Origin of the sequence: Brevibacillus sp. IT-7CA2 (assembly GCF_949767855.1) — a bacterium.
Taxonomy (GTDB): domain Bacteria; phylum Bacillota; class Bacilli; order Brevibacillales; family Brevibacillaceae; genus Brevibacillus.
Genome location: NZ_CATKQT010000053.1, coordinates 116,209 through 142,125 on the forward strand (window position 1 = coordinate 116,209; position 25,917 = coordinate 142,125).

At 47.1% G+C, this 25,917-nt stretch carries 28 protein-coding genes and 1 pseudogene; 15 read left to right on the forward strand and 14 right to left on the reverse strand.

Translation table 11 applies throughout. From position 1 onward, the window contains the following. The first annotated feature begins 482 nt into the window (after positions 1-482). The 8 genes from thiO (at position 483) to ACM6JA_RS27990 (ending at position 6,283) form a co-directional block, all read left to right on the forward strand. Complete coding sequence (thiO, locus tag ACM6JA_RS27955; RefSeq protein ID WP_414855019.1) at positions 483-1,586, forward strand: glycine oxidase ThiO; 1,104 nt, start codon at positions 483-485, stop codon at positions 1,584-1,586. An 88-nt stretch (positions 1,587-1,674) separates the two neighbouring features. Beyond that, complete coding sequence (locus ACM6JA_RS27960; RefSeq protein ID WP_414855020.1) at positions 1,675-2,484, forward strand: hypothetical protein; 810 nt, start codon at positions 1,675-1,677, stop codon at positions 2,482-2,484. Positions 2,485-2,635: 151 nt separating this feature from the next. Further along, positions 2,636-3,034 carry a YugN-like family protein gene (locus ACM6JA_RS27965; protein ID WP_414855021.1) on the forward strand — a complete coding sequence of 133 codons (399 nt, stop codon included), beginning with the start codon at positions 2,636-2,638 and terminating at the stop codon, positions 3,032-3,034. A 96-nt stretch (positions 3,035-3,130) separates the two neighbouring features. Continuing rightward, positions 3,131-3,580 (forward strand): NUDIX domain-containing protein, encoded by a 450-nt coding sequence (locus ACM6JA_RS27970; RefSeq protein WP_414855022.1) that lies wholly within the window; start codon positions 3,131-3,133, stop codon positions 3,578-3,580. A 102-nt stretch (positions 3,581-3,682) separates the two neighbouring features. Then, positions 3,683-4,480, forward strand: a complete 798-nt coding sequence (locus tag ACM6JA_RS27975; protein ID WP_414855023.1) for an NAD kinase — start codon at positions 3,683-3,685, stop codon at positions 4,478-4,480. Between the two features lie 26 nt (positions 4,481-4,506). After that, positions 4,507-5,244 carry an MOSC domain-containing protein gene (locus tag ACM6JA_RS27980; RefSeq protein WP_414855024.1) on the forward strand — a complete coding sequence of 246 codons (738 nt, stop codon included), beginning with the start codon at positions 4,507-4,509 and terminating at the stop codon, positions 5,242-5,244. Continuing rightward, the gene (locus tag ACM6JA_RS27985; protein ID WP_414855025.1) at positions 5,241-5,729 is read left to right on the forward strand and encodes a YbaK/EbsC family protein; all 489 of its coding nucleotides are present in this window, start codon (positions 5,241-5,243) and stop codon (positions 5,727-5,729) included. The genes ACM6JA_RS27980 and ACM6JA_RS27985 overlap by 4 nt, the downstream gene beginning before the upstream one ends. Continuing rightward, the gene (locus ACM6JA_RS27990) at positions 5,726-6,283 is read left to right on the forward strand and encodes a hypothetical protein (protein ID WP_414855026.1); all 558 of its coding nucleotides are present in this window, start codon (positions 5,726-5,728) and stop codon (positions 6,281-6,283) included. The genes ACM6JA_RS27985 and ACM6JA_RS27990 overlap by 4 nt, the downstream gene beginning before the upstream one ends. A 69-nt stretch (positions 6,284-6,352) precedes the next feature. Here the strand turns inward: ACM6JA_RS27990 and ACM6JA_RS27995 are convergent, their stop codons facing one another. Next, a complete protein-coding gene (locus tag ACM6JA_RS27995; protein WP_414855027.1) occupies positions 6,353-7,606 on the reverse strand; it encodes an MDR family MFS transporter in 1,254 nt (417 codons plus the stop codon). Positions 7,607-7,789: 183 nt separating this feature from the next. Here ACM6JA_RS27995 and ACM6JA_RS28000 point away from each other — a divergent pair, with 183 nt between their 5' ends. The 4 genes from ACM6JA_RS28000 to ACM6JA_RS28015 all read left to right on the forward strand — a co-directional run bounded on the left by ACM6JA_RS28000 (position 7,790) and on the right by ACM6JA_RS28015 (position 11,622). After that, on the forward strand, positions 7,790-8,005 hold the full coding sequence (locus tag ACM6JA_RS28000) for a hypothetical protein (RefSeq protein WP_414855028.1): 216 nt from the start codon (positions 7,790-7,792) through the stop codon (positions 8,003-8,005). A gap of 12 nt (positions 8,006-8,017) precedes the next feature. Beyond that, positions 8,018-8,440, forward strand: coding sequence for a hypothetical protein (locus ACM6JA_RS28005; protein WP_414855029.1), 423 nt, complete (start codon positions 8,018-8,020; stop codon positions 8,438-8,440). A gap of 278 nt (positions 8,441-8,718) precedes the next feature. After that, positions 8,719-8,871: a hypothetical protein gene (locus ACM6JA_RS28010; protein WP_414855030.1), complete on the forward strand. Its 153-nt coding sequence runs from the start codon at positions 8,719-8,721 to the stop codon at positions 8,869-8,871. 750 nt (positions 8,872-9,621) lie between these two features. Then, positions 9,622-11,622: a methyl-accepting chemotaxis protein gene (locus tag ACM6JA_RS28015; RefSeq protein ID WP_414855031.1), complete on the forward strand. Its 2,001-nt coding sequence runs from the start codon at positions 9,622-9,624 to the stop codon at positions 11,620-11,622. A 516-nt stretch (positions 11,623-12,138) separates the two neighbouring features. Here ACM6JA_RS28015 and ACM6JA_RS28020 read toward each other — a convergent pair. The 7 genes from ACM6JA_RS28020 to ACM6JA_RS28050 form a co-directional block, all read right to left on the reverse strand. Beyond that, complete coding sequence (locus tag ACM6JA_RS28020; protein WP_414855033.1) at positions 12,139-12,330, reverse strand: hypothetical protein; 192 nt, start codon at positions 12,328-12,330, stop codon at positions 12,139-12,141. 365 nt (positions 12,331-12,695) lie between these two features. After that, entirely contained in the window at positions 12,696-13,187 is a 492-nt protein-coding gene (locus ACM6JA_RS28025; RefSeq protein WP_012684636.1) for a GNAT family N-acetyltransferase, read from the reverse strand. Positions 13,188-13,241: 54 nt separating this feature from the next. Then, a complete protein-coding gene (locus tag ACM6JA_RS28030) occupies positions 13,242-13,949 on the reverse strand; it encodes a 3'-5' exonuclease (protein WP_414855034.1) in 708 nt (235 codons plus the stop codon). A gap of 11 nt (positions 13,950-13,960) precedes the next feature. Then, positions 13,961-14,974 carry a DUF294 nucleotidyltransferase-like domain-containing protein gene (locus ACM6JA_RS28035; RefSeq protein WP_414855166.1) on the reverse strand — a complete coding sequence of 338 codons (1,014 nt, stop codon included), beginning with the start codon at positions 14,972-14,974 and terminating at the stop codon, positions 13,961-13,963. Positions 14,975-15,023: 49 nt separating this feature from the next. Continuing rightward, positions 15,024-16,358, reverse strand: a complete 1,335-nt coding sequence (locus ACM6JA_RS28040; RefSeq protein ID WP_414855035.1) for an ammonium transporter — start codon at positions 16,356-16,358, stop codon at positions 15,024-15,026. A 124-nt stretch (positions 16,359-16,482) separates the two neighbouring features. Beyond that, positions 16,483-17,721 (reverse strand): MFS transporter, encoded by a 1,239-nt coding sequence (locus ACM6JA_RS28045; protein ID WP_414855036.1) that lies wholly within the window; start codon positions 17,719-17,721, stop codon positions 16,483-16,485. 91 nt (positions 17,722-17,812) lie between these two features. Beyond that, positions 17,813-17,971 carry a hypothetical protein gene (locus tag ACM6JA_RS28050; protein ID WP_414855037.1) on the reverse strand — a complete coding sequence of 53 codons (159 nt, stop codon included), beginning with the start codon at positions 17,969-17,971 and terminating at the stop codon, positions 17,813-17,815. A 134-nt stretch (positions 17,972-18,105) separates the two neighbouring features. Here ACM6JA_RS28050 and ACM6JA_RS28055 point away from each other — a divergent pair, with 134 nt between their 5' ends. After that, positions 18,106-18,459, forward strand: coding sequence for a toprim domain-containing protein (locus ACM6JA_RS28055; RefSeq protein ID WP_414855038.1), 354 nt, complete (start codon positions 18,106-18,108; stop codon positions 18,457-18,459). A gap of 64 nt (positions 18,460-18,523) precedes the next feature. Beyond that, the gene (locus ACM6JA_RS28060) at positions 18,524-18,730 is read left to right on the forward strand and encodes a hypothetical protein (RefSeq protein WP_414855039.1); all 207 of its coding nucleotides are present in this window, start codon (positions 18,524-18,526) and stop codon (positions 18,728-18,730) included. Between the two features lie 33 nt (positions 18,731-18,763). Here the strand turns inward: ACM6JA_RS28060 and ACM6JA_RS28065 are convergent, their stop codons facing one another. Continuing rightward, a complete protein-coding gene (locus ACM6JA_RS28065) occupies positions 18,764-19,543 on the reverse strand; it encodes an undecaprenyl-diphosphate phosphatase (protein ID WP_414855040.1) in 780 nt (259 codons plus the stop codon). A 190-nt stretch (positions 19,544-19,733) separates the two neighbouring features. Between ACM6JA_RS28065 and ACM6JA_RS28070 the strand changes: the two genes are divergently transcribed. Further along, complete coding sequence (locus ACM6JA_RS28070; protein WP_414855041.1) at positions 19,734-20,654, forward strand: S1 RNA-binding domain-containing protein; 921 nt, start codon at positions 19,734-19,736, stop codon at positions 20,652-20,654. A gap of 77 nt (positions 20,655-20,731) precedes the next feature. On the opposite strand, the gene ACM6JA_RS28075 is transcribed toward ACM6JA_RS28070, so the two are convergent. From ACM6JA_RS28075 to ACM6JA_RS28095, 5 genes and pseudogenes are all read right to left on the reverse strand, one after another. Then, entirely contained in the window at positions 20,732-22,678 is a 1,947-nt protein-coding gene (locus tag ACM6JA_RS28075) for a TRAP transporter permease (RefSeq protein ID WP_414855042.1), read from the reverse strand. Between the two features lie 162 nt (positions 22,679-22,840). Further along, positions 22,841-23,953 (reverse strand): RNA-guided endonuclease InsQ/TnpB family protein, encoded by a 1,113-nt coding sequence (locus tag ACM6JA_RS28080; protein ID WP_414855043.1) that lies wholly within the window; start codon positions 23,951-23,953, stop codon positions 22,841-22,843. Further along, positions 23,931-24,345: pseudogene (locus ACM6JA_RS28085) on the reverse strand (IS607 family transposase); the annotation flags it as partial. The gene ACM6JA_RS28080 and the pseudogene ACM6JA_RS28085, both read right to left, overlap by 23 nt. Before the next feature lie 6 nt (positions 24,346-24,351). Then, complete coding sequence (locus ACM6JA_RS28090; protein WP_414855044.1) at positions 24,352-24,885, reverse strand: DUF1850 domain-containing protein; 534 nt, start codon at positions 24,883-24,885, stop codon at positions 24,352-24,354. A gap of 6 nt (positions 24,886-24,891) precedes the next feature. Beyond that, a complete protein-coding gene (locus ACM6JA_RS28095; protein WP_414855045.1) occupies positions 24,892-25,896 on the reverse strand; it encodes a TAXI family TRAP transporter solute-binding subunit in 1,005 nt (334 codons plus the stop codon). Positions 25,897-25,917: the final 21 nt, after the last annotated feature.

Sequence of the window (25,917 nt, forward strand, 5' to 3'; positions counted from 1 at the left end):
GGACATGTGGCTGTAGGGGAGAGAAGAATATTTCCAGTCTAGGCTCCAGGCTCCGTCCTGCTGGGGGTCAAGACTGCCCGCGAATCCCTTCTCCGCTCGGTAGAATTCCACAAGTCGCTACGTCTGGAAATATTCTTCTCTGGCGTAACTGATGGCATTCTTCATAATTTTTAAAGCTTTAAAATATCGGATAACAAGGAAAGCTCGTAGAGGAAACAGGAGAAAAAAGCGAAGATCTTAGGGACACCGACCGAGACGCAATGCAAAAAGAGAAACACGTACTTAAGCGTCCACCTCTGAAACACATCCTGAAGAGACCACTTTGGACGCGGTTTCGCTTTTTGCATGGAGTCGTGCAGTCAATCCCACAGGGGGTGGCCCTAGAAGCTGAGCGTTTTCTCCTGTTTCCTCCACACCACAGCAGCAACGTTCAAGAAGTTTTTAATCTACATAAAGAACATCATGGTGAGGAGAGAAAAAAGATGAGTGATTGTCTGGTAGTGGGTGGAGGAATTATCGGATTGAGCTTGGCATATGAGCTGTCACGGCGCGGTGTGAGCGTTACTTTGGTCGAGCAGGGCGAATGGGGAGGTCAGGCATCTTCTGCTGCGGCCGGAATGCTTGCTCCTTTGAAGGAATTCACGGCACCTGGACCGATGCTCGATCTGGCCATGGAGTCACTTGCGCTATACCCGGAATGGGCAGCAGAGCTGGAGGAATTGACTGGGGGAGACGTACAGCTAAGCTTGGATGGTTTGCTGACCGTCGCGTTAAATGAGGAGGAAGTCCAACAGCTCGCGGACAAGTACCGTTGGCAAAAAGAAGCGGGACATGCTGTACACTGGCTCTCGAATACAGCGCAAGTGAAAGAGGTAGAGCCGCTTCTGACCGATCAAGTGCAAGCGGCCATCTATTCGCCGTACGAGGGACACATCAACAATCGAATGCTTCTTCGCGCCTTGGCTACTGCTTGCCAATTGCAAGGAGTCAAGATGTTATCTGGCTGCGTGGTGAGCGGTATTGCGGTAAAAGGCGGAAAAGTGATCGGGATCGAGACCTCTGCAGGGTCACTGCGTGCCGCACAGACGGTAATTTCCTCAGGAGCGTGGGTTGGGATGATGCTGGAGATGCTTGGTGTTACCGTGCCGATTCGCCCTGTACGCGGACAGATTGCGGCCGTCTCGTCCGTGGGCATTCCATTGCGAACAGTGATTTTCGGAACGACAGGCTACATCACTCCGAAAAAGGATGGAAAAATTGTCATTGGCGCGACTGAGGATGAGAGTGGCTTCCAGCGGGACGTCACAATGGCGGGGTTAGCCAGTATCCTGCAAGGGACCATGCCGTATGTTCCTGCGCTACACTCCGCTACCTTTCTGGAAGCTTGGGGTGGACTTCGACCTGCGACCCAAGATGGCAAGCCGCTCTTGGGCCCTGTTCCTGGCTGGGAAGGTCTGTCGATCGCAGGTGGACACTTTCGCAATGGTATCCTGCTTTCCCCCGTCACGGCTAAATCGATGGCGGACTTTGTGGAAAAAGGGGAGACGGAGCGCCTTTTGCCATTTTTACCTGCCCGCTTTCTATAAATTGGGCTAGTCTCGCCTAGATTCCGGTAACCTCCCCATGGGCACTTGTATATGGTAATAAAGAAACACCAGAAGGGGAGGAGTTTCCATGCAGTCTGATTCTGAAAAAAACCTGTATCAGGCTGACATTCAATTTGTCAGCCTGTTAAAGGATATGCGAGAAAATGTGCACAACATCTGCAAGGAGCACGTGGAGAAAAAAGTGCGCATCGAAGCGATTGACGGGCAAGTGTTTGAAGGTGTCATTGTCGATTATGATGACCAGAACGTATACGTAGAAGTCGTAGACCAGGATGCTGAGGAAGAAGAAGTTTTCGAAGAGTATGATTATGAGAACTATGAGAACTATGAGAACTATGAGGACTACAATCCTTATCAAGTAATGGAAGTGGCCAATCGGCAGCCATATGGAGGATGGGGGCAATATCCTGATTATTACTTTCAGTATGTGAGCTATAATCCGTATGCAGGTTATCCTCCCTATGGCGATCTTAGTCCTTATGGAGGTAATCCATACTATCCGCAGGTAAGTCCCTACGGCGATGAGTTCAATCCATACAGTCAGGTCAGTCCTTTCGGCAGTTCCAACAACTCACGGGTCAGCCCATTTAGCAGCAGCAATCGTCCTGCCCAAGTCAGCCCGTATAGCAGCAGTAACCGTCCCGCTCCCCAAGTCAGTCCGTATAGCGAGCAGAAGCAGCAGGTAAGTCCTTGGGAGCAAAATCTATCGCCATTTCCACCATTCCCGCCGTATCCACCATTTTTTTGTCCGCCGCCACCACCCCCACCGCCATATGTTTTGCCAAAAGTTCAAGGAAGAAGACGTAAAAGATGCCGGAACGGACGTAAAATCATTCCATTGGCGCTCTTTACGCTCCTGACAATTGTCTTGATTTAATGGTGGGGAATTTACAAGCCTCTCAAGGCCATCACGGCTTAGGAGGCTTGCTGCTTTTTGTAGATGTGAGAGTACAACCTCGCCTTTTGTCACACACTACGAACAAAACGGTGGACGTTTCTCATAGAATAAATAAAGGCAGGGATGGACGATGAAACAAATAAACAGCAGCTTGCCAGGCACGCGGGCGACATTTGGCTATTTTCGTGAGGCGCTTCAGCCGCATTTTACATTATCCAACTGGGATTATGAGCAAGGGTATTTCGACCGGGCGCTGGATGACAAAAACACGGTCTTTTTGCGCTTGCCTGTAAAAGTATTGCAAGGCGAGCTCGATAGCCCGGATGCATGGCTGGAACTCGGGCGGCCGTTTGTGATCCGGCATGTGTACCAGACTGGGGTAGAAGAAGATATCGGCTACACGGAGGCGCTCGCTTCGGGTTTGATGAATCAGTTTCAAGAGCCGATAGACAAGGACGCACAGATTGATTCGAGATGGATTCGAAAAGCAGAGGCGGTTGTCAAAGAGCTGGAGAATCGTCTCGCGTGAGACAGGCCGCCGATAGGCCTGTTTTTTTCTTGTTTATGGCAGGGAAAATATAGGTGACTAAAGAATGGTAGCACATGGAAAAAGTGAGGTGGAAATATGGCCTGGTACCATGCAGTGGCCAAATGGTATTGGAAAATCCGCAAGCCTCTCACCTTGGGTGTGCGTGTCATTGTAACGGATGAAGAAAAGGGAGTCTTGTTAATTCGGCATACGTATGTCCATGGCTGGTATTTGCCGGGAGGAGGGGTAGAGCGAGGAGAGTCGTTTGGGGATGCTGCTCGCAGGGAGTTGTGGGAGGAGTGCGGAATACGAACGGACGGACTTACCCTCTGCCATCTTTTTTACAGTGAGCGGGAAGGGAAACGAGACCACATTGCCTTGTATCATGTCGACCTCACACCTGGCCAAGAACTGCATAAGGATGACAAAGAAGTAGCGGAAATGCGCTTTTTCGCTTGGGATGAGCTTCCTCGGGAAATATCACCAGCTACAGAGAGGCGTTTATCTCAATTTCGCAAGCAGTCTTTTCAGAGTGACCGCTGGTGACAAGTGGGATTTTATGCAAGTCGATTTTTCCTATGGTATAGTGAAGACAAACAACAGAGCGTACATGACCGCTTGTAAGGATAAAAGTGAGGGCAGACCAGCATGAAGATTGCGACTGTACTGCGAAATGACGATTATACACGAGAAGTGGAACAAGCATTAAAAGAAAAGCTGCATGCAGCCAATAGCCCGTTTACCTTTGTGAAGGGACCAAGTGAGCAACCGGATATGGTGTTGTCCATCGGGGGAGACGGGACACTTTTGGAGGCCGTCCATCAATACGGGATTGAGCCGTCTTATGTGGGGATTCACACGGGACATCTTGGCTTCTATGCGGACTGGCGTCCCGAGGAGCTGGACGAATTCGTTGAGCGTCTGATGAACGATGAGCCTCTGATCGCGGAATACCCGACAGTCCAATGCAGGATTAGCACCAGAGATGGAAAGCAGTATGAAAAGTGGGCGTTGAATGAAATGGTTTTGCGTAACGCGAATCTGTCTACCTTGGTGACATGCGTCTATATAAATGGCGATGAGCTGGAGACGTTTCGCGGTGACGGCTTAATCGTTTCATCACCATCAGGAAGTACAGCCTACAACAAGGCGGTGGATGGAGCGATTGTTCATCCGTCCATTGAGGCGATCCAGTTGTCCGAGATTGCTTCGATCAATAACCAAGCGTATCGAACGATCAACAGCTCGCTCGTATTGCCGAAGCATCATGAAGTAGAGCTGATCGTCATGAATCCTGAGATTATGATCGGCTTGGACCGTGAGCAGGCAGTATGGAAAGATGTGTGTTCCATTCGTTGCCGAGTGGGACCTGACAAAGTGAAATTCGCTCGCTACAAGCGACTGACGTTTTGGGGGCGGGTTCGCAATTCGTTTATATCCGGATAGAGAAAGCTGTTGGGGAGGAGAACCAAATGAAAAAAGTAGGAACACTGCAGACCATTTTCCGTCATCCTGTCAAAGGAATGCGAGGGGAAGAGCTATCATCAAGTAGGGTCGATGAATTTGGCTTGTATGGAGACCGTGCCTATTATTTTTTGGATAATGCCCGTCAAGGTAAGTATCTTAGTGCGGATGTTGTGCCCGCTCTTATCGGGTATCATGCCAGCATGAGCGAAGGGACAGGAAAAGAAGCATACCCGCCGATTCGGATTGAAGCCCGAGATGGCAGTGTACATACGTGGGATGATGCTTTATTTGCTCATGTCGCAGAGACGGCGAAGCGCTCCATTACGCCTATGATTAGTAGGCCGCAAGAAGGCGGTGTGAACTGGGAAGACCACATACTGCTGGTCACGGATGCATCTCTTAGAGAGATCGCGCGGCAGATTGACGCAGAACAGGTAGATCCACGACGCTTTCGGGGGAATTTGGTCGTTGTCCTGGAGGATGATGAGCCGTTCGCGGAAGACAAATGGCTGGGCAAACAGATCAAAATCAATGATGTGACCTTGCAAGTCAACAAGCACTGCGAGCGCTGTGTATATGTCAATATCGATCCGGATACCCTGGCGATGACTCCTGCCGTATTGAAGGCATGCGTCAAGCGTCACAACAATCACTTCGGCGTTTATGCTTCGGTCGTCACGACAGGCAGTGTGTCGCAAGGCGATGACGTTTTTTTAGTGGAGATGGGGAGTGACGGGGAATGATCGCAAGCCCTTTGGAAAAGGTTCGCAGCTACGTACAACGCTATGACTCGAGCATCGAGCCGATTTTGTTTGAACAGCCGTTGCCTACGTCCGAAGTGGCTGCACAGGCATTGGGTGTCGAGATCGGCCAAATCGCAAAGTCGATCTTGTTTCGGGTAGATGAGCAGTTCGCCTTGTTTGTGGCAGCAGGCGATGTACGTGTCCATCCCAAGCAAGTGAAGGCAGCTTTTGGACAAGGAAAGCCGAAGATGGCTTCGCCGGAAGAGGTAGAAAAAATGACAGGCTTCCGCGTTGGAGCTGTTTGTCCATTTGCATTGCAGGAAGAGGTGCCTGTTTTTGTGGATCGCTCCTTGAAGCGATTCCCGGTGGTTTATACGGCTGCTGGTATAGCAGAATCGCTTTTACCCGTCTCTTATGAAGCCTTGTTGGAGATGACAGGGGCTAAAGAAATCAATGCGGCTTCGGCAGAAGGGAACCCATTATGAAAAAATACGTAGTCTCCGTCTTAGTACTAGCTTTAGTCGCGGGTCTTGCCATGCTCGGAATGTCTAACCAAACGACTGCAATTGAAAACAGCATCTCTCATTCTGCTTCCTCATTTAAACAGATGACAACAGACACGTACCTGAGTCATTACAACAAAATCAAAGAAGATTTAGCTGTGAAAGGAATTCATACCCTGCCTTTTCAGCTTGAGCTAGACAAGCAAACGAATTACTACCGCTTTTATTATCCAAAACAAGAAAATGCGGCAAACGAAAAAGCGATATGGGTAAGCGTTATGCTGAGCGGTGATCAAAAAACAATAGACGGAATCATGTATGAAGGGGTTCCTGACGTTCATACAGTGAAGGCGATGATCCAAGCTACTGGAATTACCTGGACTCCGGAGCTGGATCAGTTCATTGCGGTTACCAACGTTGCAAAAACGCCAAAAGAAATGGTTGTTTCCGATGTGAAAGTAACGATCGAAGGAACGTCAACACAAATAAAAGTAATGGTTGACCCCGTGAAATTAGAAGCTCCGAAAAAATTATAATGCTGAAAATGAAAAAGTGGTTGGCAGGAGGTTATCGCTGCGCAACCACTTTTCGTTTTCTGTTGTAGTTTAGCTGTAAGGAGAGGACTCGCGTTTCTGAACGATTTGGAATAGCTTCACATAAAGAACGGCACTCAACAGAGAGCAGAACAAGATAAAGCCAAAAACGCCAATCGGCATGACCCACTCCGAAAGAATGACGGTCACGGGAGCGAGGAAGCGGCCGAGCGAGTACTGCAGGTTAGCGGCACCCATGTACTGTCCTCGTGCATGTTGTGGTGCGTATTTGCTGACGAAGCTCTGCTCGACCGGAGTTCGCATCACTTCCCCTACTGTAAAAATGACCACGCATCCGAACAACAGCCATGCATTCGTCGTGAATCCCACTAAAAACATGCCCATGCCAAATAGCAAGGAGGACAAGAGGAAGATATTCCGGTCGCTCCAGTTCTCAAACCATTTGGTAACAGGCAGGGCGCACAGAACAAACAAAAGTCCGCTTATACCCAGCATCCATCCGAAAATCTCCGTACTGCTAAGCGAGAATGACCAGGCATTCCACGAGAGCAGCGTCTGCGCTGGGACGAATTCTTTTACATAGACCGCCAAAAATAAATCGAGCTGCACGATTGCGATTGTAATCAGCATGCCTGCGAAAATATAGATAGCAAAAGCTTTGTCGCGTAGAATGACGGTGTAGCTCTGCCATTGCTCCTTCATAACGGAAGGGAAATGGATAGAGGCGACAGAGCTTTTTACGGACTGTGGCAGTGTCTCTCGCACATTGATCCAGATCGCAATCGAATACAAAAAAGTGACAAGCGCACAAGTCCACAGCAGCACGCTGCGGTATTGAAAGAAAAAGATGGCCCCCAGAGCGGGTCCCAATACGGCGCCAATGTTCATGGCTGTAACGAAGGTAGCGAAGACTCTGCGTCTGTCTTTGTCTGAGGTGAGATCAGCGACCATCGCAGAACTCGCCGGGCTGTATACCGCTTTGCCAAGCCCGATTCCAATAAACGCAAGATAATCAATCCAAGAAGAGAGGGAGAAGGCAAACAGGACAAACATGCCTGCCTGTAAAAACGCTCCTGACACCATGACATATCGACGACCAAATCGATCAGCCAAATAGCCGCCAAAAAGATTGCCGATCATACTCATAATCGGTGGCACTGTCATGAGTAACCCGGCAACATTTTTGCCAAAGGTATCACTAAAGTGGAGGGTAAGAAAGGGGAAGTACATCCAAAATAATAAGTTGAAAAGCGTCTCGCCGATCAATCTGGTCTTTAGATTCAGATCCCATGACAGCCATTGCACAGCAGGGCTACCTCCTGTTTTTGATTCCCTGGCCAAGTATACCTACTTTAGTGCAAATTTTCAAAAAGATATAGAAAAGGTATAATTTCCTTATTATAGTTCTATAGTTCTCGTACTTTTTACACTTCAAATCTAACAGGCAACGGAGAATGTGATAATGAAAAAGTAGCAGGAATCACGCTTATGGTAGCGTTGCTAGGTTTCAATGCATACCTGTGGCCAACATTGATTAAGGAAGTAAAAGCCGATCAGAAAAACACGAATAGCGTCCCAAAAGCAACGCAAACGACTTCGGCTTCGCTTTTGTCAGTTTCGACTCCGGTTATGGATTTAGCCAATCAAGGGACGAGGCCAACCAATGTATCGGCCTATCCGGTTGAACAACCAGTAGTTCAGTAAACCCCATCAGAGTTGGTAGCAAGCAAGCCTGGCACAGAAGCGAAAAAGCAGTCATCGACAAAGGCCGTACAGACGGCATCAAAAAAGCAACCAAAGAAAACGGTCAAAAAGCCTTCCAAACCATCGAGACAATCGGATGGTCCAGACGTTCAGATGTCCTTTACAGTTGAGCCAACTAGGATACATTATGAAGAGACGACCTATACAACGACGAGCAGCTACGGCGGTGGGTCGTTCAATATGCCGCTCCAATATAATCCGTATAGGGGAAAAGTCGAAGAACCATTCAAAATTACTCTAGACAACATATATCCTGATACTCCGACGTTGGACGAACACAAACAGAGACTTGGTATTCCAGTGACTGTTGAACCGTATGTACCTCCTGTAAAAAAGGATCAACAACGACTCGCACCGCAGTCGTATCCAAGATGATAGGGTAATGCGGGATCAAATGAGTAGCCTATGATTGGATGGCGATTTATATGAGAGTTTTTGAAAGATGGGGAAGAACTCGGTGTTCAGTCTTTGGACTCCTTGCAAAAAACCATTTCACTATATCTCTAAACAAGAGGCATTGACAGAACTGGCTTTCCGAAATGATATACCTAGTAGGGTATGATAAGTAAGGTATTCATTATTTTTTTGTTTAGTAATATACCCATGCCGGTATTCGTAAAATTGATAATTAAAATCTATAGGAGGAACAAATCATGTTGAACATTATGACAGCTGAACAGCTTGCAGAAATTGTAATGCATAAAGAAAATAAATTTACTATGAGTCATGAAAAGATTAGCGAAGTCGACTCGATCTCCGATCCTGAGCGTATAGGTCAGCTTGATCTGGCGGTATTGAACGATTGAACACAGTTGTGCCACGGTATACAGATAATGCCTAGCATTACATTTTCCAGCCAGTTAGTTAAACCACATGCTATGTTTTTACTCTGAATACAATAGTTCGTGACTTTGATGGAATGGATGATGGTGATCCATCTGTTTCCCCTCAATTTGGTTGTGAATTTTGTGGAAATCCTATGTATCCTGAGTATTATTAATGGTTGCATAGCTATGAGTACAAAATCTTAGATATCCTCTAACGGAAAAGGGCCTGAATTTCGCTCCGGGTTTTCTTAAAAAATAGCTACCAGTCTAAGACTTTATTTTTAGGATACACTAGTCCAAATTGCATATGTTTGTTTAAAACAGATTATAAAAAAGTTAAAAACCTTTAGTTTCTCAGGCTATCGATTAAGTCGGCAGTCTATTTGCCAGCGCGCATCAAATCCGTCATAAACGGATACATGTCAAAGAACTGCTCAAGAAAATCTGGGACAATTCAATCGTTCAGAGAAAAGTGAGGCGATCTTACGAGTAAAGATTAAATGGAACGCCGTATGCCTCGAAAGTGGCACGTAAGGTGTGGAGTGAGGGAAAAGTAGAATTTAACGGGTCGTTCTGAGGGGCATCCTTACCTATCGCTATCTTTAACGAAAATAACAAATGTAACTAATGAAGTAATATTTGAATATAAATTGAAAACTAGAAGTTTGGAGAACCGAGGGAGCGGGAAAAGTATAAGCAAATTTACTTACTTTTCTGGGAGGATACAAAATGATTAACAATGCTAACACGCGATTTACCTCCATTAAGACTAAAATCATTTTGTTTTCCCTAGCGTTAGCTTTAATCCCTTTGCTGTGCGCAACCTTCATCCTTAGTTCCCAATCATTGTCCGGATTTGAAACAGAGGCAAAAGATAATCAGTTACAAAGTGCGCGTCTTAATGCTCAAACCATCAATGTCTGGTTTGGCAAAAAAATAGATGCACTCGAGAACGTTGTAAAACAACATTCGGAATTTTTGCAAGAAGATCCTAAAGTAATAATCCCAACACTACAATTGTTGGGACAAATTGATAAAGACGTTGAGCATTTCGCTTTTATCAATTCTGAAGGAAAAGCAGTTAGTACCAATGGTGGGAGCTTTGATGCCTCACAATTCACTAATTTCAAACGTGCGAAAGAGGAAAAAACTCTTGGTGTTTCAGAAATTTTAATAGGTGCCCAGACTGGAGAAAAAATTATTATTATCGATAAACCTCTAGTTAATGAACAAGGGGAATTTCGAGGAATTGTTCAAGCTGTACTCAAACCAGAGGAAATTCTGAATATTGTAGGAAAAATTAATTTTGCGTCTAGTGGATATGGGTATCTGGTAGGTCCATCCGGTAAAATCCTGGTACATAGAGACGAGCAGCTGGTCGGTAAAAAAGTGTCTGAAGCCATTCCAGAAATGGGAACTAACTTTCAAGATCCTAGCACACTGTCAGATCGGGGAACGCTTGAGTACACTCATGCAAATGAGGATACAATGGTAGCTTACAGTAAAATTGATCGAACCAATTGGTCACTCGTTGTAACCGCCCCTGCGTCAGAAGTGTTTGCTCAAGTTAATCAAATGCGAAATTCATCTATTTTGATCATAGCCATTTCTGTGATTGTTGTCGGAGCGATTGCTTATTTACTTGCTCATCAGATGATTAAGCCGATTTTGATGATCAGTATATTTATGCAAAAGGTCGCTACAGGAGACCTCACTGGACGATTAGACGAATCAAATAAAGATGAGATCGGAATGCTGAAACGGAGCATTAACCAGATGATGGAGAACGTCTCGGAGATCATTCAGCGACTATTTACTTCTATAGAACATTTGGCTTCTTCTGCCGAAGAATTAACTGCGATCTCTGGACAATCATCAGAAACTGCCGATCATATCGCTCAAGCTACCGGAGTGGTTGTGCAAAGCTCCAGAGCAACATTTGAAAGCTCAGAGCAAACGTCACTGGCGATGGAGGAGATGGCGGTCGGGGTTCAACGAATTGCACATTCATCGTCAATTGTATCTGAGTTTACACAAGTTGTAGTAGCTGATGTGAATCAGGGAAACAACAATACGAAAAAATCAATTCAACAAATGAATAATGCGAAGAATACAGTAGAAGAATCGGCGATCGTCGTACATTCCTTAGTAGAAAAGTCTCATGAAATCCAGAATATTGCTCAGTTAATTTCAGAAATTGCCAATCAAACCAACTTACTTGCATTGAATGCTTCTATAGAGGCTGCTAGGGCTGGTGAGCACGGAAGGGGATTCTCTGTTGTAGCTGATCAAGTGAAAAAGCTTGCAGATCAAACGAGCGTAGCCACAATCAATATTACCAAAATCATTAAAGAGATCTTGGGAGCCACACAGTCAGCTTCTCAAACGTTGAACAAAGGATTGGCGGAGGTTGGCATCGGTGTAGAGCAAGTACAACAAGTGGGTAGAATTTTTGATGCGATCTTAAAATCGATCCAGGATGTAAATGATCAGATCCAAGAGGTTTCGGCAGCTTCCGAGGAAATCTCAGCTGGCACCCAAGAGGTATCTGCATCAATGGGTGAAATCGTCTCTGTAGCCAATAGTTCACTTCAGCGCCTCCAGGGCGTGTCACAGGGTACTGAACAGCAACGACATTCCATACAGGAAATCAGTGCAGCAGCAGAAAGTTTATCTGTGATGTCTAATGAGTTATATGAGGTGTCAAGTGCTTTTCGAATTAAAAAGTAGCGGTTTAACTGAAAAATAATCACCAGTAATTCGCCTTTAAATGATTTACTAGGAACCTATAGCAGACTCGTATTGTAATTTCTGACGTTCTCCTTCACTTTGATGTAAGGAGAACGTTTGTTTTTTTTACAAAGGTTGTTGAGATAATGGTATGCTCCCCTTCATTAGTAGGTTTATTATTATGGCCTGTGTATTCAAGTACGGAGACTTTCACAAACAGTTTTACGTGCAATTGGGGTTGAGACAGACCTCCATTCGATATGACTTTTTTTGGAACGGATGAAGTTAAGGACAATACTCGTAGGTTTCTGTTCCCCTTCTTCGAGGATGTTCAGTTTCATATTGGTTTGCTTGGTGTTGTGGCGCATAGTGGATAGAATGATTCCTTCTTGAGGCGAAATCAAATCAATCATTTTGTCTTTTTTAAAATGGCTACGTGAGAGATCTTGATTTTATCTTCGACTTTCTCGAGATAAGGCATGATCGGATCAGCGACATCCTCCGTTAAACTGAACATTAGGTCATGAATGGTGGTAAATGGCAAGAATACGGAATCGCATCTGGGTGAAGCAAATTGTTCAAGTACTTATTGATCTCACTTTTTGGCTGAAACTTATCGGGTTGAAGCAAGTCTGATACTTTTCCTTTAACGGTTGCGACAAGAACGGTATCACCGACGGAAGGGTCGCGGTAGAGGATTTTGATCAAGGTAAATATTCCGGCTTTCCGGGCAAGCGTTTCACTGATCAGAACAACACGCAGTTAGGTGGTACTCAGTGTGCGGTCTGATTCAGTGGTCAGCTTTAAGATGGATTCATGTACAGAAGAAGTTGTTGTCTTAAAGTACTCGTTTTTCTGCTTGGCCGTGTTTTCGGGGCGAGGGGCTGTAGCGATTACCTTGAATTGGAGTATTCCCAGCGTTCCTTTATAATCATCCGTCGGTTACACTAATATCATAAGGGCTAAGGGATTAGACCCTAGCTTAAGATGTGCCACTTTTAGGGATTCGCTTCTTACAAAACAAATAAGCCGACACTTCCTTGTGGAAAGGGGTGTCGGCTTTTCGTATGTTGTTACTTGACCATCCATTGATAAAAATGAACATCGTGCCATTCTCCGAATTTAAACCCCACCTCTTGAAACCTCCCTGCCAATGTAAACCCGAACTTCTCGTGCAGCTTCACGCTGGCGTCATTGCCACCTACGATTCCGCTCACGATCGTGTGGTATTCGAGTTGTCTGGCACGCTCCAGAATCGCACTCATCAAGGTAGTCCCGACACCTTTCCCACTTTGATCAGGGGCGATATAAATAGACAGTTCCGTTGATTTTTGATAGGCGGGCTTCTCACGGAAAACAGACAGACTGCAATATCCGATCACATTCCCTTCGTATTCGGCGACGATAATCGGATGTCTGCCACCGTGCTTGTGAAACCACACTTCGCGCTGGGCTAAGGTCTGTGGCTCCAAGTCAAATGTCGCAACCAGATTTTCCACCGCGTAGTTGTAAATAGCGAGCATAGCGGGCAGGTCACTCAGAACTGCGTCTCTGATCTGTAGCATGATATTCTCTCCCCATATTGGTTGGTAGGACTTATTAAACGATTCGAACTAATTCTAGCGTACGGCCTCGTAAACCTGCCGCAGGTTTGTAAAGCCTTGGGATTGTGCTTTCACCAAATACTTCGCCCAGAGCGTACCAGCGGCAACAGCGTCACAGTAAGCGTGATGCCTGCGTGAGATCGGGATGTCGTGTGCCGCACAGAGGGCGTCCAGCGAGCCGTTGCCAATCGGATTACTCAACAATCGAATGAGCAGCATCGTATCCAGCATGCGATGGGTAAACGGACGCCGACTGGTTTTCCAAAGTCCAGATCGTAAAAATTCACGCTCATGGCGAGAGTGATGGGCAACGAGCGGACGATCTCCAACGAATTGAAAAAAACGGGACAAAGCCTCTAATAGCGGAGGGGCATCGGCAACCATAGCATCGGTAATCCCGGTGAGAGAGCGGATGTGTGGAGGAATCGCCCGGCCGGGATTGACCAGCGTATAAAAAGAATCGCCGAGGAGGAGGTGCTCTCCTCTCATGGCGACTGCTCCCATCGATATAATCGCGTCTCCGTGATCGGGATAAAAACCGGTCGTTTCCAGATCGACGACGACAACCTCCAGATCGTGTAGAGGAATATCGGCACTGGAATCGACTGGTTTATTCGTTTTGGAAATGGAGCGCAAATAAGCGATGTGTTGTTTGTCGTCTGCTATACCTGGTATAGCCCGGCTCATATGCCAAATGCGACCGAATAAGTCCCATTTTGCCACGTGATCTCCTCCTATCCCCCAAAAACGGACGGGAGCTTTTCTGTCATTTTTTGCAGGCGGATCGCCAGCTTCATCGACTGTCGTACCATCACTTGGGTGTCAGGAGAAAGCTCTCCTAGTTTGATATAGCTATTGCTCGTGTATTGCCCATCTTCCCAATGGAGGGGAGCGATCAGTCGCAGACCTTGAATTTGCCGGAAGTATGCGGCTACCTCGTCACAAAAGCTTTTGCTCCAGACTCCTTTTTCACCGAGTAGATCCAATCGTTCCAAGGTAGAGCTGGCAAAGATGCCATGTGCCAAGGCGAAATGCCGTACGCAATTCACCAGTGGCAAATAAATACCGTACTTCACATTGATGGCGCCGCAGAAGCGTCCATGGACCTCAGGTAAAACTCTACCGAAGATTCCGAGCGGCACCCGATAATGCAACGTATTGCTCACCAGTCGATTCAGCAAGAAGACATTCCCTGCAAGCAGTTGACGGAAGCGGTCATGGACGGGAGTAAAAATGGCCGATTCGCCCCATAAGACACGCACATCACTTGCGAGCAGTAAATAACGGGCGTTCTCCCAGATGGGGTGAGAGACCCATCTGTCTATTTGGTCCAGCCATTGTTCGGTGCTGCCTCGCCATTTTGGGGAGAGGCAAGTGACATTCCCTTGGCAGGGAGGATAGCCGGCTACCTCCAAACCAGCAACGATCGTCGCCCCCAACAACTGAAAGTAGCCATGTATCTTTTCTGTTTCCTGTTCACTCAGATGATTTGGCAGTTGATAGATGAGGCCGTTATCCTGATCGCTGATGAGTGCTTGCTCTGATCTGCCGCCACTGCCGAATTGCAAAAAGGCAAAGGGGACGGGAGGGGTGCCCCAGCCCCTTTTGGCAAGGTCATTCACTGCGAGGAGCACCCCTTGTCGGATAAGATTGTCGTGAATCAGATTGACGACGATGGAAAAGGGGGCCAATTCCCCTGCGCGATTCAATGGGCGCAACGGAGAAAGGTCCAACAATTCTCGACGCAATAAGGCCAGCTCACCAAAGGAGTCAACATTCCGTATTTTTTCCACTTGTTCAGGTGAGAGAGTGAGAGGTGCTGCTTTGGGTAGATGCAGCCGGTCGTACGCGTTCAGGCTGGAGTAGTTCGGGATAGCCGTATCCCCCGTGTTCGCTAAGGTCAAGACCAACCACCTCTTCCTCTTCAGTGACTCGCAGGCCAATGGTTACTTTTAACACATACAAAACGATGAAGGCTACTACGAAAACGTAGAGCGCGGAGCCAGCCAAGCCCAACGCCTGAACCCCTAACTGATGCAGGCCACCGCCATAAAACAGCCCAGGACCACCTACGCCGACCTTTTCGGCCAGCTCCGGGGTAGCGAATAAACCTGTGGACAATGTGCCCCAAATACCAGCCACCCCATGCACGGAAAAAGCGAAGACAGGATCATCAATCCCCATGCGGTCAAACCAGATGGATGTATAGAATGTGAGAATACCTGACACTGCGCCGATCACGACAGCTGCCCACGGATCGACGAAGGCACAGGATGCTGTAATTGCGACGAGAGCTGCGAGTACGCCGTTGAGCATGCTTGGGATATCTGCTTTTCCCATGACGATCCAGGAGATAGCAAGAGCGGCGACAGCGCCCGCGGCGGTAGCGAGATTGGTAGTAACGGCGATATAGCCGAAAAATCCAGATGTACTGCCGAGTGTGGAGCCAGCGTTAAAGCCGAACCAGCCGATCCAAAGAAACAGGACACCTAAGACAGAGTAGACCTGGTTGTGACCAGGAATCAGGTTGGAGCTGCCGTCGCGATTGTATTTTCCGATGCGAGGCTTCAAAAGGATAGTGGCGACCAGTGCGACGATGGCACCTTGGAGATGGACGACCGTAGAACCAGCGAAGTCTTGCATTCCGAGCTGTGCCAACCAACCGCCGCCCCATACCCAGTGACCGACGACAGGATAAATGAGGACAGTAAAGAGTACGCTGAAAATAAAATAAATGGATAGCTTGGCACGTTCAGCAAAACCGCCCCAAGCGATCGCGAGTGAAACGGCTGCAAAAGCGAGCTGAAAGAGGAAGAGAATCGAGATAGGAACAGTTGTAGCGGAAAAAGTGGAGAAAGTGTCTTTTTGCATGCCGTCAAAAAAGAATCCGGAAAGTCCGATGAAAGAGTTGCCGTTTCCAAACGTCAGACCAAAGCCAAACGCCCAAAAGGCAATCGAGCAGATGCCGAAGGTAAGGACAGTTTTGCCTGCGACGTGACCAGCGTTTTTCATGCGAGTAGAACCAGCTTCCAGTAGGGCAAATCCAACCTGCATGAGAATGACCAGAATGGCCGAGACCATGACCCATGTGGCGTCAATGGCAGACGAGAGACTTGCGACAGTAGGTTCCATCCATCCACCTCTTCTCTGTGTCATATAACCTGACACGAATTTATTTATGTCAGATTATATGACATGAAAATACCGGTTGCAATTGTTTTTTTGCAAATAATGAGAAAACACCAATCCGTCCGTCTTAAGCGGAGGAGGATTGGTGTTGTTCCGTTGATGCTCGTTTTTCAATTAGGAAGCCTGCGAAGCTCATTGCAGCGAGGAATAGTCCGCTGACGAGGAAAAGCTGCTCGATGGGCCATTTGCCCAGCCAGATTGCACCGAGGCTGCTGGACAACGTCGAAAAGAAGGTGAGCACAAGCAAATTGATTGCGAATATCTTGCCTGTACTGTTGCTGGATGCTTTCATTTGAATCGCAGTCACGGTAGGAATGCCGATGAGCGGTCCCCCTATTCCTGAGACGGCAGCTCCGAGGAAAGCAGTCCAGGAAGCACTTCCTCCCATCATGAGTAAAAAGGACCCGCATGCCTGAAAAGACCACCCGGTTAAAATAAGAAACAAATAGCGAGTAGAATTCGTCCGGGTCATGTACAGACTCCCCAGCAAATTTCCGATTCCATAAAAACCAAACAGGATGGCTAATATACTTCCGTTGCCTTGTTGAATGCGTTCGGCTAAAAAGGGGTAGCCCACCGTATACGTGACCTGCCAAATGAGAAAGCCCATGTTGCCAAAGAGTAGGACCAACAGCAATGTTCGATTTCGCTTCAATTCTTGTACCCCTGAGGTAATATCACGGATGTACTGGCGAGGTGTCATTTTGACAGGGAAATGATCGGTCATAGAGAGGCGAAGTGCTTGAAGAAAGAATACCGAGATGAGATAACTGCCTGCGTTGATAAAAAACAAGGTGGAAAGTGGCAAGAAAGAGGCGACAAGCCCGATTGTCATTGGCGCAATAATTCGAACTGTTCGCATGGTAGTATCCAAAATGGCGTTTGCCTGTCCTAGCTGATCCACGGGAACTACTGATTTGATCGCCACAGTCCGGGCTGGTTGGAACAGACTGGAGAACAATCCTAACCCAAATTGGGCTATAAGAAAATACGAAAACTGCTCGATTCCCATCACTGTAAGGAAGCCAACGACGATCACCACGGCAATTCGTGAGAGGACAGCCACAACCATAAGTAGGCGTGGACTGTATCGGTCCGCAAGTACGCCACTAATGAGGAAAAACAGCAGGCCAGCAACCATCTCCGGAATGGCGAGGAGACTGAGCACCGTCCCTGATTTCGTTGCTTGAAGCAAATACCAGAGTAAGGCAAAGCTGTAGCACTGATCTCCAATGTTGGCCATCAATTGTGCTAGCCATAGCTTGAGAAACGAGCCATTCTTCCATAAAGATGAAAGCGAATCCATCTAACCCTCTCCGTCCTGCTGACTGCGATAAAATGAATTTGACCATAGCGTAGCAAGGCGAAGAGGGAAAGTAAAGATGACAATCGGTTGCTTACTGTTGGTTGCGCATGTCCTGATTATTTTGTTGGTGCTGCTGGGATGATCCTTGGTTGTTTTCGGTATGCGTATCATCCGCAACTGTGCTGCTTGTAAGCCCTGTAACAGCCAAGCCTTTTTGATTCAGGTTTTTGGCGCTTTTGAATTTGGACATGGTATGACCCCCTGTTCGATAATGGATGCTTCCTTAAGATGTCTTGTTTCGAAGGGGAGTAGTCATCCTCATTTTCCTAGATGGCAGTTGAGGTATACTAAATAAAAATGGTGCGTCAAGAAGGTGGGGAGCGGATGGCAGGGTGTGTCATGATCGTGGAGGGAAAGACAGACAAAGAACGCTTGCTTCGGGTGCTGGCTGAGCCTGTCACCATTCTTTGTACATACGGTTCCTACAGCTTGGAAAAAGGGGAGAAGTTGCTTGTCCAAACGGAAGATGCAGATGAGGTATACCTATTTACCGATGAAGATGACAGCGGGAAAAAATTGCGAACGCATCTAAGTGAAGATTTTCCTGATGCGATCCATCTGTATACGCCGAAAATGTACAGAGAGGTTGCCGACACGCCTCTTTCAGTACTGGCAGAAATTTTGGAGCGAGCAGGCTTTGCGGTTATTGTGCCTCATCCTGATCTTGGAGAGCGGTAAGGGGATAAAACACCGTTTCATCGGCTATAACAGTAGTAAATGGAATGGTGGAGGTGCGAGGCAATTGCGTAGCTTGATGACGTTTTTTAATCGAATGAACATTATGGTGTGGCTGGTAGGTATCTTTGTAGCTCATGCCGCGCTCTATCTGGTGCTGGGGACGGTGACATGGCTAGCTACCTCGCTTTTGGCAACAGCGTTCTACGGCATTATTTTATTAGTAGGTAAATTAATTGCCAGCCGTTATCCAGACAAGGAAGAAAGCAGATGAAAGCCGGCGAGCAAGCAGCCGGCTTTTTTCGCATTACCAACCCAAGAGTTGCATGAGTAAAATTAACCCACCCAATACCCAGACGTAGATGGCGAAGCCCTTCATCGAGCCTGTACTGATGATTGTAAGCATCCAGCGAATGGCTACATATCCAGCTAGCCCGGCAAACATAGTGCCCACGAGCATCGGGATCAATAAAGCTGTTTCAAGCGGTGTTTCTACGAGCTTGGCTGTTTGCAAGACACAAGCACCAAGAATTGCGGGCAAGGATATTAAAAACGAAAAGCGCGCAGCATCAGCACGGTCTATTCCGCGCATGAGAGCGCCAGCAATCGTCAGTCCTGAGCGGGAAATAGCAGGCAGGATCGCAGCACCTTGCAGTGTCCCGATGATGAGGGCGTCCGTGTAGTTGATTTCTTCGAATCTCCGATTTCCACGGCGCATGGACTCCACGGCCCAGAGGATTGCGCCTGTCGCAAGAAATTCCCACCCGATTGTAATGCCTGTCTGCGAGATTTCTTCAAAATAATCTTCAAAGGCGAGTCCAATCACTGCTGTAGGGATCGTACCTACGACCAATAGTTTTGTCAGCTTGCTCATTGGATTCATGATGATATAACGAACCTGTGGCCAAAAGACGATAACGACAGCGATCAGCGTACCGAAATGAAGCATCGTGTCAAATAAAAGTCCGACCTCCTGCATACCAAACATTTTGCGAAACAGGACGAGATGACCCGTGCTTGATATCGGTAAAAATTCAGTCAAGCCTTGTACAATGCCGAGAAAAATATGTTCAAGCAACAACAGCATAGGCAAGAGTCACTCCAGTCTTGAAAAGGTAGGGCCAAGCCAGTCTTACTGTCATATGTATGTCGGTGAAAGGAAGACTTTCCTATTTCGTTGCGCATCGTTATTTTGTTAGAAAAAAGTTGTGGTATTTTCTTGCGGGGGATGGGTATAGTTAGTGTGCACAATGGTAGAGAGCGAGGAAAAAATACATATGTACAAAAAACAAATGCGTGAAAAGCGTGAGCCCCAAATCATTCAGAACGGCAATTTGGCGGCAGGTATGACGCTTACCATGACGGTAGCGCGAAAAACGGAAATCGGCTATTTTTTGAGCGATGGCAAAGATGAAGTGTTTCTTCATGCCAATGAAGCGCACGAACGTTTACATATCGATGATGAGGTCGAAGTGTTTTTGTACCATGATCACGAGAACCGACTGGCTGCGACCATGGACATGCCTCATGTCGGCATGGGTGAATACGGCTGGCTGGAAGTAGTGGACATTTCTCCGCGCATGGGTGTATTCCTGGACAACGGCATTAACAAGGATCTGCTCTTGTTCATCGATGACCTGCCTAAGCATAGCGATGAATGGCCGCGTCCCAAGGATCAAATGCTAGTAGCGCTGAAACAAGACAAGCTCGGTAGACTCTTGGCAAAGCCGGTCACTGAAAACGAAATCGTCAAGATCGCAGCAATGGCAGATCAGAGTATGAAAAACAAGTCTGTCGAGGGTACGGTCTACAACGTGATTCAAGCAGGTGCATTCTTGTTGACGGAGGACGAGCATATCCTTTTCATTCATCGTGATGAAATGGTAGGGCGTCTGCGCCTCGGACAAACTGTGCGCTGCCGCATCAGCTTTGTACGTGAGGATGGCCGTCTGAACGGTTCTATGAAAGAGCGCAAGGAAGTACAGTATGGCGAAGATGCGGACAAGCTGCTGCGCTATTTGATCAATCGTGACGGGGCGATGCCTTATACCGATTCGACAGAAGCGGATGTCATCCGAGAAAAATTCCAAATGAGTAAGTCCAGCTTCAAGCGGGCACTCGGCAAGCTGATGAAGGAACGCCGTGTGGAGCAAGTAGACGGCTGGACCAAAATCATTCGAGACGGACAAGAAGAATAAACGAAGATAACCCTCCTAGGCAAGAGAGCTTCCTGGTAACAGGAAACGAATGCTTGGGAGGGTTTTTGCTTGTTTTCTTACATCGTCGTTTGTACAGATTGTTTCTGCTTACGTGCTTTGTAATACGACAAGGAAAAAACGAGCCCCAGCAAAATAAAACCAGCGATATCCGTTTCGATTCCAGGGATGACCGCAAGAACACCACCTGCAACCGCGAGGATACGCTCCAAAACGTTTAGTTTGGACATCCAGAAGCCGATTAACCCTGCTCCCACTCCGATCATCCCAAGCGTTGAAGTAAGCATGACCCAAAACGATTCCAGCAAGGTGGTATTAATCAGCAGCAAGGCTGGTGAGATGACGAAAATATAGGGAGCCATAAAAGCCGCGATTGATAGCCGTGTTGATTCTATTCCTGTCCGGATTGGTTTTGATTTGGCAATGCCTGATGCGGCGAAGGCAGCAAGCGCAACCGGTGGCGTGATGTCTGCAACGATTCCGAAGTAGAACGTAAACATGTGCGCAGCGATATCTGGTACCCCCAATTGAATGAGTGCCGGGGCAGCGATGGTAGAAGTAATAATGTAGTTCGCCGTCGTAGGAGTTCCCATGCCCAAGATAAGCGATGCGATCATCGTGAAGAACAGCGTAAGGAAAAGCTGACCGCCAGCCAGGTCAATCAAACCGTTTGCCAGCTTCAATCCGATCCCAGTCAACGTAATCGTACCGACGATGATTCCGGCACACGCAGTTGCGGCCACGACACCGAGAGCCATTCTGGCACCTGAGGCAAGTGCTTCTAAAATATCAGCAATAGACATGCGGGTTTCTTTGCGGAAGGCGCCCACGATAATGGTGGAGACGATGCCGATAATCGCGGAGCGCTCGGCTGATATGTTCATCATCAAGGCTGTAATAATGATCACGATGGGGAGGAGCAAGTACATTTTTTTCAAAACTTCTTTTTTGTTCGGCAATTCTTCCTTCGAGAGTCCGCGCAACCCGAGTCGTTTTGCTTCGAAATGAGTCATAATCCAGATGCCCACGAAAAATAAAATCGCAGGAAGAATCGCAGATTTGGCGATTTCCAAGTAAGGAACGCCGATGAACTCCGCCATCAAAAAGGCAGCAGCCCCCATGACAGGCGGCATAATTTGTCCACCAGTAGAGGACGAGGCCTCCACCGCCGCGGCAAATTCGGAACGATAGCCGAGCCGTTTCATCATCGGAATGGTAAAAGCACCGGAGGTAACTACATTGGCAACAGAGCTGCCGCTAATCGTCCCTTGCAGGGCGCTGGAAAAAACGGCCACCTTCGCAGGACCACCGATTCGTCTACCTGCAATGACCAGCGACAAATCGTTAAAATAATCACCGACCCCTGTTTTTTCGAGAAAGGCGCCAAACAGCACAAACAAAAAGATAAAGGTAGAGGAAACAGCGAGCGGAGTACCGAGAATACCCTCAAGTGTGTAATAGCTGTGCCCGATAATCCGCTCGACATCACTGCCGCGATGCTCCAAAAAGCCCGGCATGTAAGGTCCGAAGTAGGTGTATAAAAGAAAAATAGTGGCGATTAGAGCGATTGGGATTCCGACGACTCGTCGTGCAGCCTCTAGGACGAGCACAGTGGCAATACCTCCGACTACCATATCCATCGTCGTATAGTTACCTGTTCGGGTCACGAGTCCTTCGTAGTCAATGACCCAATACAGTGATACGAAGACACCTAACAGGGCGAGAATCATGTTCACGATTCCGATTTTGTTATGGTTGCCTTTGGATGTCCCCGCATATAACAGATAGACAAGTGCTAGTCCGAAAGCCAAGTGGATCGGACGATGAATCTGGGGAGGCAACGTGAAGAAAAGCGTGCTGGATAACTGATACAGGGAGAAGAGGACAAGTAGACCAAAAGAGATCCACTTCATGGGACCCGCGAGCTGGCGTGTGGCTGATTCCTTGTCGTATTGCGCGATCAGCTTATCCATCTCTTGCTGGTTCATATTCGTTGTCGTACTCATCTAGTAACCGTTGCCAAAAGATTGTAAAAGTCTACACATCTTTTGTTTGCTTCCTGCTTCTCTGTGTCTGCTTTGGCCGAAGCTACTCGCATCTGATAGGACACTCCACAGGCGTAAATTCGGATACAACGAATCCTACAGATTAGCGGTAACTTATTGGGGTTAGCTCGCTAATTTTGCTAGGTTAATAGAAGCGTTTACATCTCTATCTACCACTAGCCCACAAACACATTTGAATATTCGATCTGAAAGCTTTAAGTCTTTCTTGACCTCACCGCAATCAGAGCAGGTTTTTGATGAAGGATACCACTTGTCGGCTTCCATGAAGCGAATCCCATATTTCTCGCACTTGTACTGTAACTGTCGCTTAAACTCGTAAAGTTTTTGCTGTGCGATAGCTTTTGATAGGTGGCGGTTCCTCATCATGCCTTTGATATTCAATGTCTCCATCACTACTGTGCTAGGCTTGGTTTTCACGATAGCGCTAGTAGCTTGGTGACTGTGATTGGTACGGATATTCGTTAATCTCCGATGAAGCAAACGAATGTGTTTCTCGACCTTTACAATGTTGCAAGTTTTGACGAAACGGCTTCCCTCCTTATTCATTTCGTATTTTCGAGAAACCTTACGTTGCAACCTACGCAAGCGTTTCTCTGCTTTCTTAATTACTTTAGTCTTGTTAATGTTCTTGAAAGTCATTCCGTTAGAGCATACCGCAAGGTCTTTTACGCCTACGTCAATTCCAAGGCTCTCGCCGGACAGCTCTTGCTGAATGAATTCTTGTTCAACACCTACAGATAAGTACCAATACTTCCCATCAAAAGAGATTCGAGCCATCGTATACTTCACTTCTGTAGGCAATTGTTCAGATGTCGTTACCCATCCAACCTTTTCAATGAGAGCGTGATTCTGCTTAACTTTCAGCTTCACGTTGTCGTTGTAGAAAGACGGCTTAGAGCGTCTTCTGCTCTTGAAGCTTGGCTTATCTGCTAACCTCTTGAAGAATTTCTTGTAAGCATCGCAAGCGTCTTTGACCGCCTGTTTTGTAATGTTATTCGATACTTCATACAACCAAGAATATTCTTCCGATTGCTTTAGCTGCGTCAGCTCCTTACGTAGATCACCGTCTAGCAAGAACTTTCCACCGTTACGATAGTTTTTTTCTTGCTTTGCAAGCGTCCAGTTGTAAGCCCAACGAGCAGCACCGACAGATTTCCAAAGTTGCCGCTCTTGTTCAGGAGTTGGCTTGAGCCTAACTTTCTTCGCTAGAATCATTTTTTGCCCAACTCCTTTATCATTTTCTTTGCTTTGTTTGCTCGCTTTCCTTGCAGTCTACAACTAAATGCCGTTACGATCTGGATAAGGTCTTCAACTAATTCCTGTTCTTCTGTTTTCTCGGAGTTGTCTATTATTTCAACAACAACGCTGAATTTATTGCATAGATTCTCAAAGAGTTCGAAGCCAAAGCTTGGTAAACTATCCTTGTAAAGAACAACAACGCGTTCAACCTTACCTTGAATGATGAAATCCATGAGTTGAAGCAACCCACGTTTTTCATAGTTAATACCATTGCCGATGTCTGTAATCACATCAAAAGAGTAACCTCTCGCAATCATGAAGGCTTTTACTTTCTCCACTTGACGTTCTAAGTCATCTTTCTGCTTATATTTCTGTTAGTTACATCCTAACTCGCTCAGAATGGATCGCTTTTCTGCCTGAATCGTGATGGCTTCTCCCGGCTTGTCGATCAAGCTCAACGGAATGTCCTGTCCAGCGAAAAGCAACGTATGATTAGCCCGTACTTGCCCGATAAATAGCCGTAGGGCAGGAAAAGAGCGCTGCATATTGCGAATGTGGAATTGTCCATCGGCCAGAATCAGCTCCTCGCCAGGAGCCAATTCATTTTCCATGCCGATACCGTAGTCGTGAAAGCTCATCTCTGACAAAATAATTTGACCGTCTACAATCCGGTATTGCTCCTCGATTGTGGAGAGATGAATGGAATGAGTCCAGCGGATGCCAAAGGCTGCTTCATCATGAATATTGGCACTCCAAACTACTTGATTCGACCGTGTATCCCGGATAACCAGTGCGGGAATCAGCGGAGTGGAGATACCCGCATAAATGACAATGACGAGAAGAGAGAAGGAGAAAAGGCGGAACAACGTCCGCCCTCTTCCCTTTGTTACTGCCTGGATAAAAACCATCTGGCTTTACTTCACGCCTTTTTCGTCAAAGTACTTTTGGGCACCCGGGTGAACAGGGATGCTGACGCCGTTCTTCACATTCTCCAGCTTGATTTCCTTGGCTTTGGCGTGACCGAGCTTGTCGCTGTTCTCAAAGATCGCCTTTGTTACTTTGTACACGAGGTCTTCACTGAGATCAGAGCGAATCAAAAGCATTGATTTTACGGAGACGGTTGTCACTTCTTCCGGAACGGTTTGGTACGTATTGGCAGGGACCGTTGTTTTCACGTAGTAAGGGTATTTGGAGATGATTGCATCGATTTTGTCCGCCTCAATTGGAATGATTTTTACGCCAGTTGTCGCTGCCAACTCCGTGATTGCTGCGGTAGGCGTACCTGCAGTTTGGAAGGCAGCATCCAAGTTACCGTCCTGAATGGCTTTGGCGGAGTCAGCAAACGAGAGGCGCTGGAGCTTGGTATCTTCAAAGGTCATCCCATATGCTTCTAAAATTTGCTGAGCGTTCACTTCAGTGCCGCTTCCCGGAGCACCTACGGATACGCGCTTATTTTTCAAATCGGCAACGCTTTTAATATTGCTGTCAGAAGAGACGACGATTTGGATGGTCTCATCGTAGAGAGCGCCCAATGCTTGGAAGGAATCAATTTTACCGTCTTGCTGGAACATGTTCGTTCCCTTTGACGCATACTCGGCAATGTCGTTTTGCGTGAAGGCGATGTCTGCCTTTTTATCGCGAATGAGGCGAATATTTTCTGCTGAAGCGCCTGTGGCTTGTGCTGTAGCAGTGATGCCGGCGTTTTTCGTGATATGGTCAGCCATTCCACCACCGAGTGGGAAATAAGTGCCGCCTGTACCGCCTGTTGCAATAATTAGTTGGGAGGGATCGGCGCTTCCTCCTGAACTGGAGCTGCCTGCACCTGCACCTCCTTGTGTAGAGTTACCGCCACCACATGCCGACATGAGAGACATGGATAGAAGCAGTGTGAGTGAGAGAAGAAAATGACGCTTACTCAATATAATTCCCCCTATTCTAAA

Coding starts and splice junctions, on each gene's coding strand:
- ACM6JA_RS28010 (WP_414855030.1), top strand. CDS start 8,719: ATGTTGAACATTATGACAGCTGAACAGCTTGCAGAAATTGTAATGCAT.
- ACM6JA_RS27970 (WP_414855022.1), top strand. CDS start 3,131: ATGGCCTGGTACCATGCAGTGGCCAAATGGTATTGGAAAATCCGCAAG.
- ACM6JA_RS27960 (WP_414855020.1), top strand. CDS start 1,675: ATGCAGTCTGATTCTGAAAAAAACCTGTATCAGGCTGACATTCAATTT.
- ACM6JA_RS28040 (WP_414855035.1), bottom strand. CDS start 16,358: ATGGAACCTACTGTCGCAAGTCTCTCGTCTGCCATTGACGCCACATGG.
- ACM6JA_RS28070 (WP_414855041.1), top strand. CDS start 19,734: ATGTACAAAAAACAAATGCGTGAAAAGCGTGAGCCCCAAATCATTCAG.
- ACM6JA_RS28000 (WP_414855028.1), top strand. CDS start 7,790: ATGGTAGCGTTGCTAGGTTTCAATGCATACCTGTGGCCAACATTGATT.
- ACM6JA_RS27980 (WP_414855024.1), top strand. CDS start 4,507: ATGAAAAAAGTAGGAACACTGCAGACCATTTTCCGTCATCCTGTCAAA.
- ACM6JA_RS28045 (WP_414855036.1), bottom strand. CDS start 17,721: ATGGATTCGCTTTCATCTTTATGGAAGAATGGCTCGTTTCTCAAGCTA.
- ACM6JA_RS28075 (WP_414855042.1), bottom strand. CDS start 22,678: ATGAGTACGACAACGAATATGAACCAGCAAGAGATGGATAAGCTGATC.
- ACM6JA_RS28055 (WP_414855038.1), top strand. CDS start 18,106: ATGGCAGGGTGTGTCATGATCGTGGAGGGAAAGACAGACAAAGAACGC.
- ACM6JA_RS28015 (WP_414855031.1), top strand. CDS start 9,622: ATGATTAACAATGCTAACACGCGATTTACCTCCATTAAGACTAAAATC.
- ACM6JA_RS28065 (WP_414855040.1), bottom strand. CDS start 19,543: ATGCTGTTGTTGCTTGAACATATTTTTCTCGGCATTGTACAAGGCTTG.
- ACM6JA_RS27990 (WP_414855026.1), top strand. CDS start 5,726: ATGAAAAAATACGTAGTCTCCGTCTTAGTACTAGCTTTAGTCGCGGGT.
- ACM6JA_RS28090 (WP_414855044.1), bottom strand. CDS start 24,885: ATGGTTTTTATCCAGGCAGTAACAAAGGGAAGAGGGCGGACGTTGTTC.
- ACM6JA_RS27965 (WP_414855021.1), top strand. CDS start 2,636: ATGAAACAAATAAACAGCAGCTTGCCAGGCACGCGGGCGACATTTGGC.
- ACM6JA_RS28025 (WP_012684636.1), bottom strand. CDS start 13,187: ATGCTACAGATCAGAGACGCAGTTCTGAGTGACCTGCCCGCTATGCTC.
- thiO (WP_414855019.1), top strand. CDS start 483: ATGAGTGATTGTCTGGTAGTGGGTGGAGGAATTATCGGATTGAGCTTG.
- ACM6JA_RS28080 (WP_414855043.1), bottom strand. CDS start 23,953: ATGATTCTAGCGAAGAAAGTTAGGCTCAAGCCAACTCCTGAACAAGAG.
- ACM6JA_RS28050 (WP_414855037.1), bottom strand. CDS start 17,971: ATGTCCAAATTCAAAAGCGCCAAAAACCTGAATCAAAAAGGCTTGGCT.
- ACM6JA_RS27975 (WP_414855023.1), top strand. CDS start 3,683: ATGAAGATTGCGACTGTACTGCGAAATGACGATTATACACGAGAAGTG.
- ACM6JA_RS27985 (WP_414855025.1), top strand. CDS start 5,241: ATGATCGCAAGCCCTTTGGAAAAGGTTCGCAGCTACGTACAACGCTAT.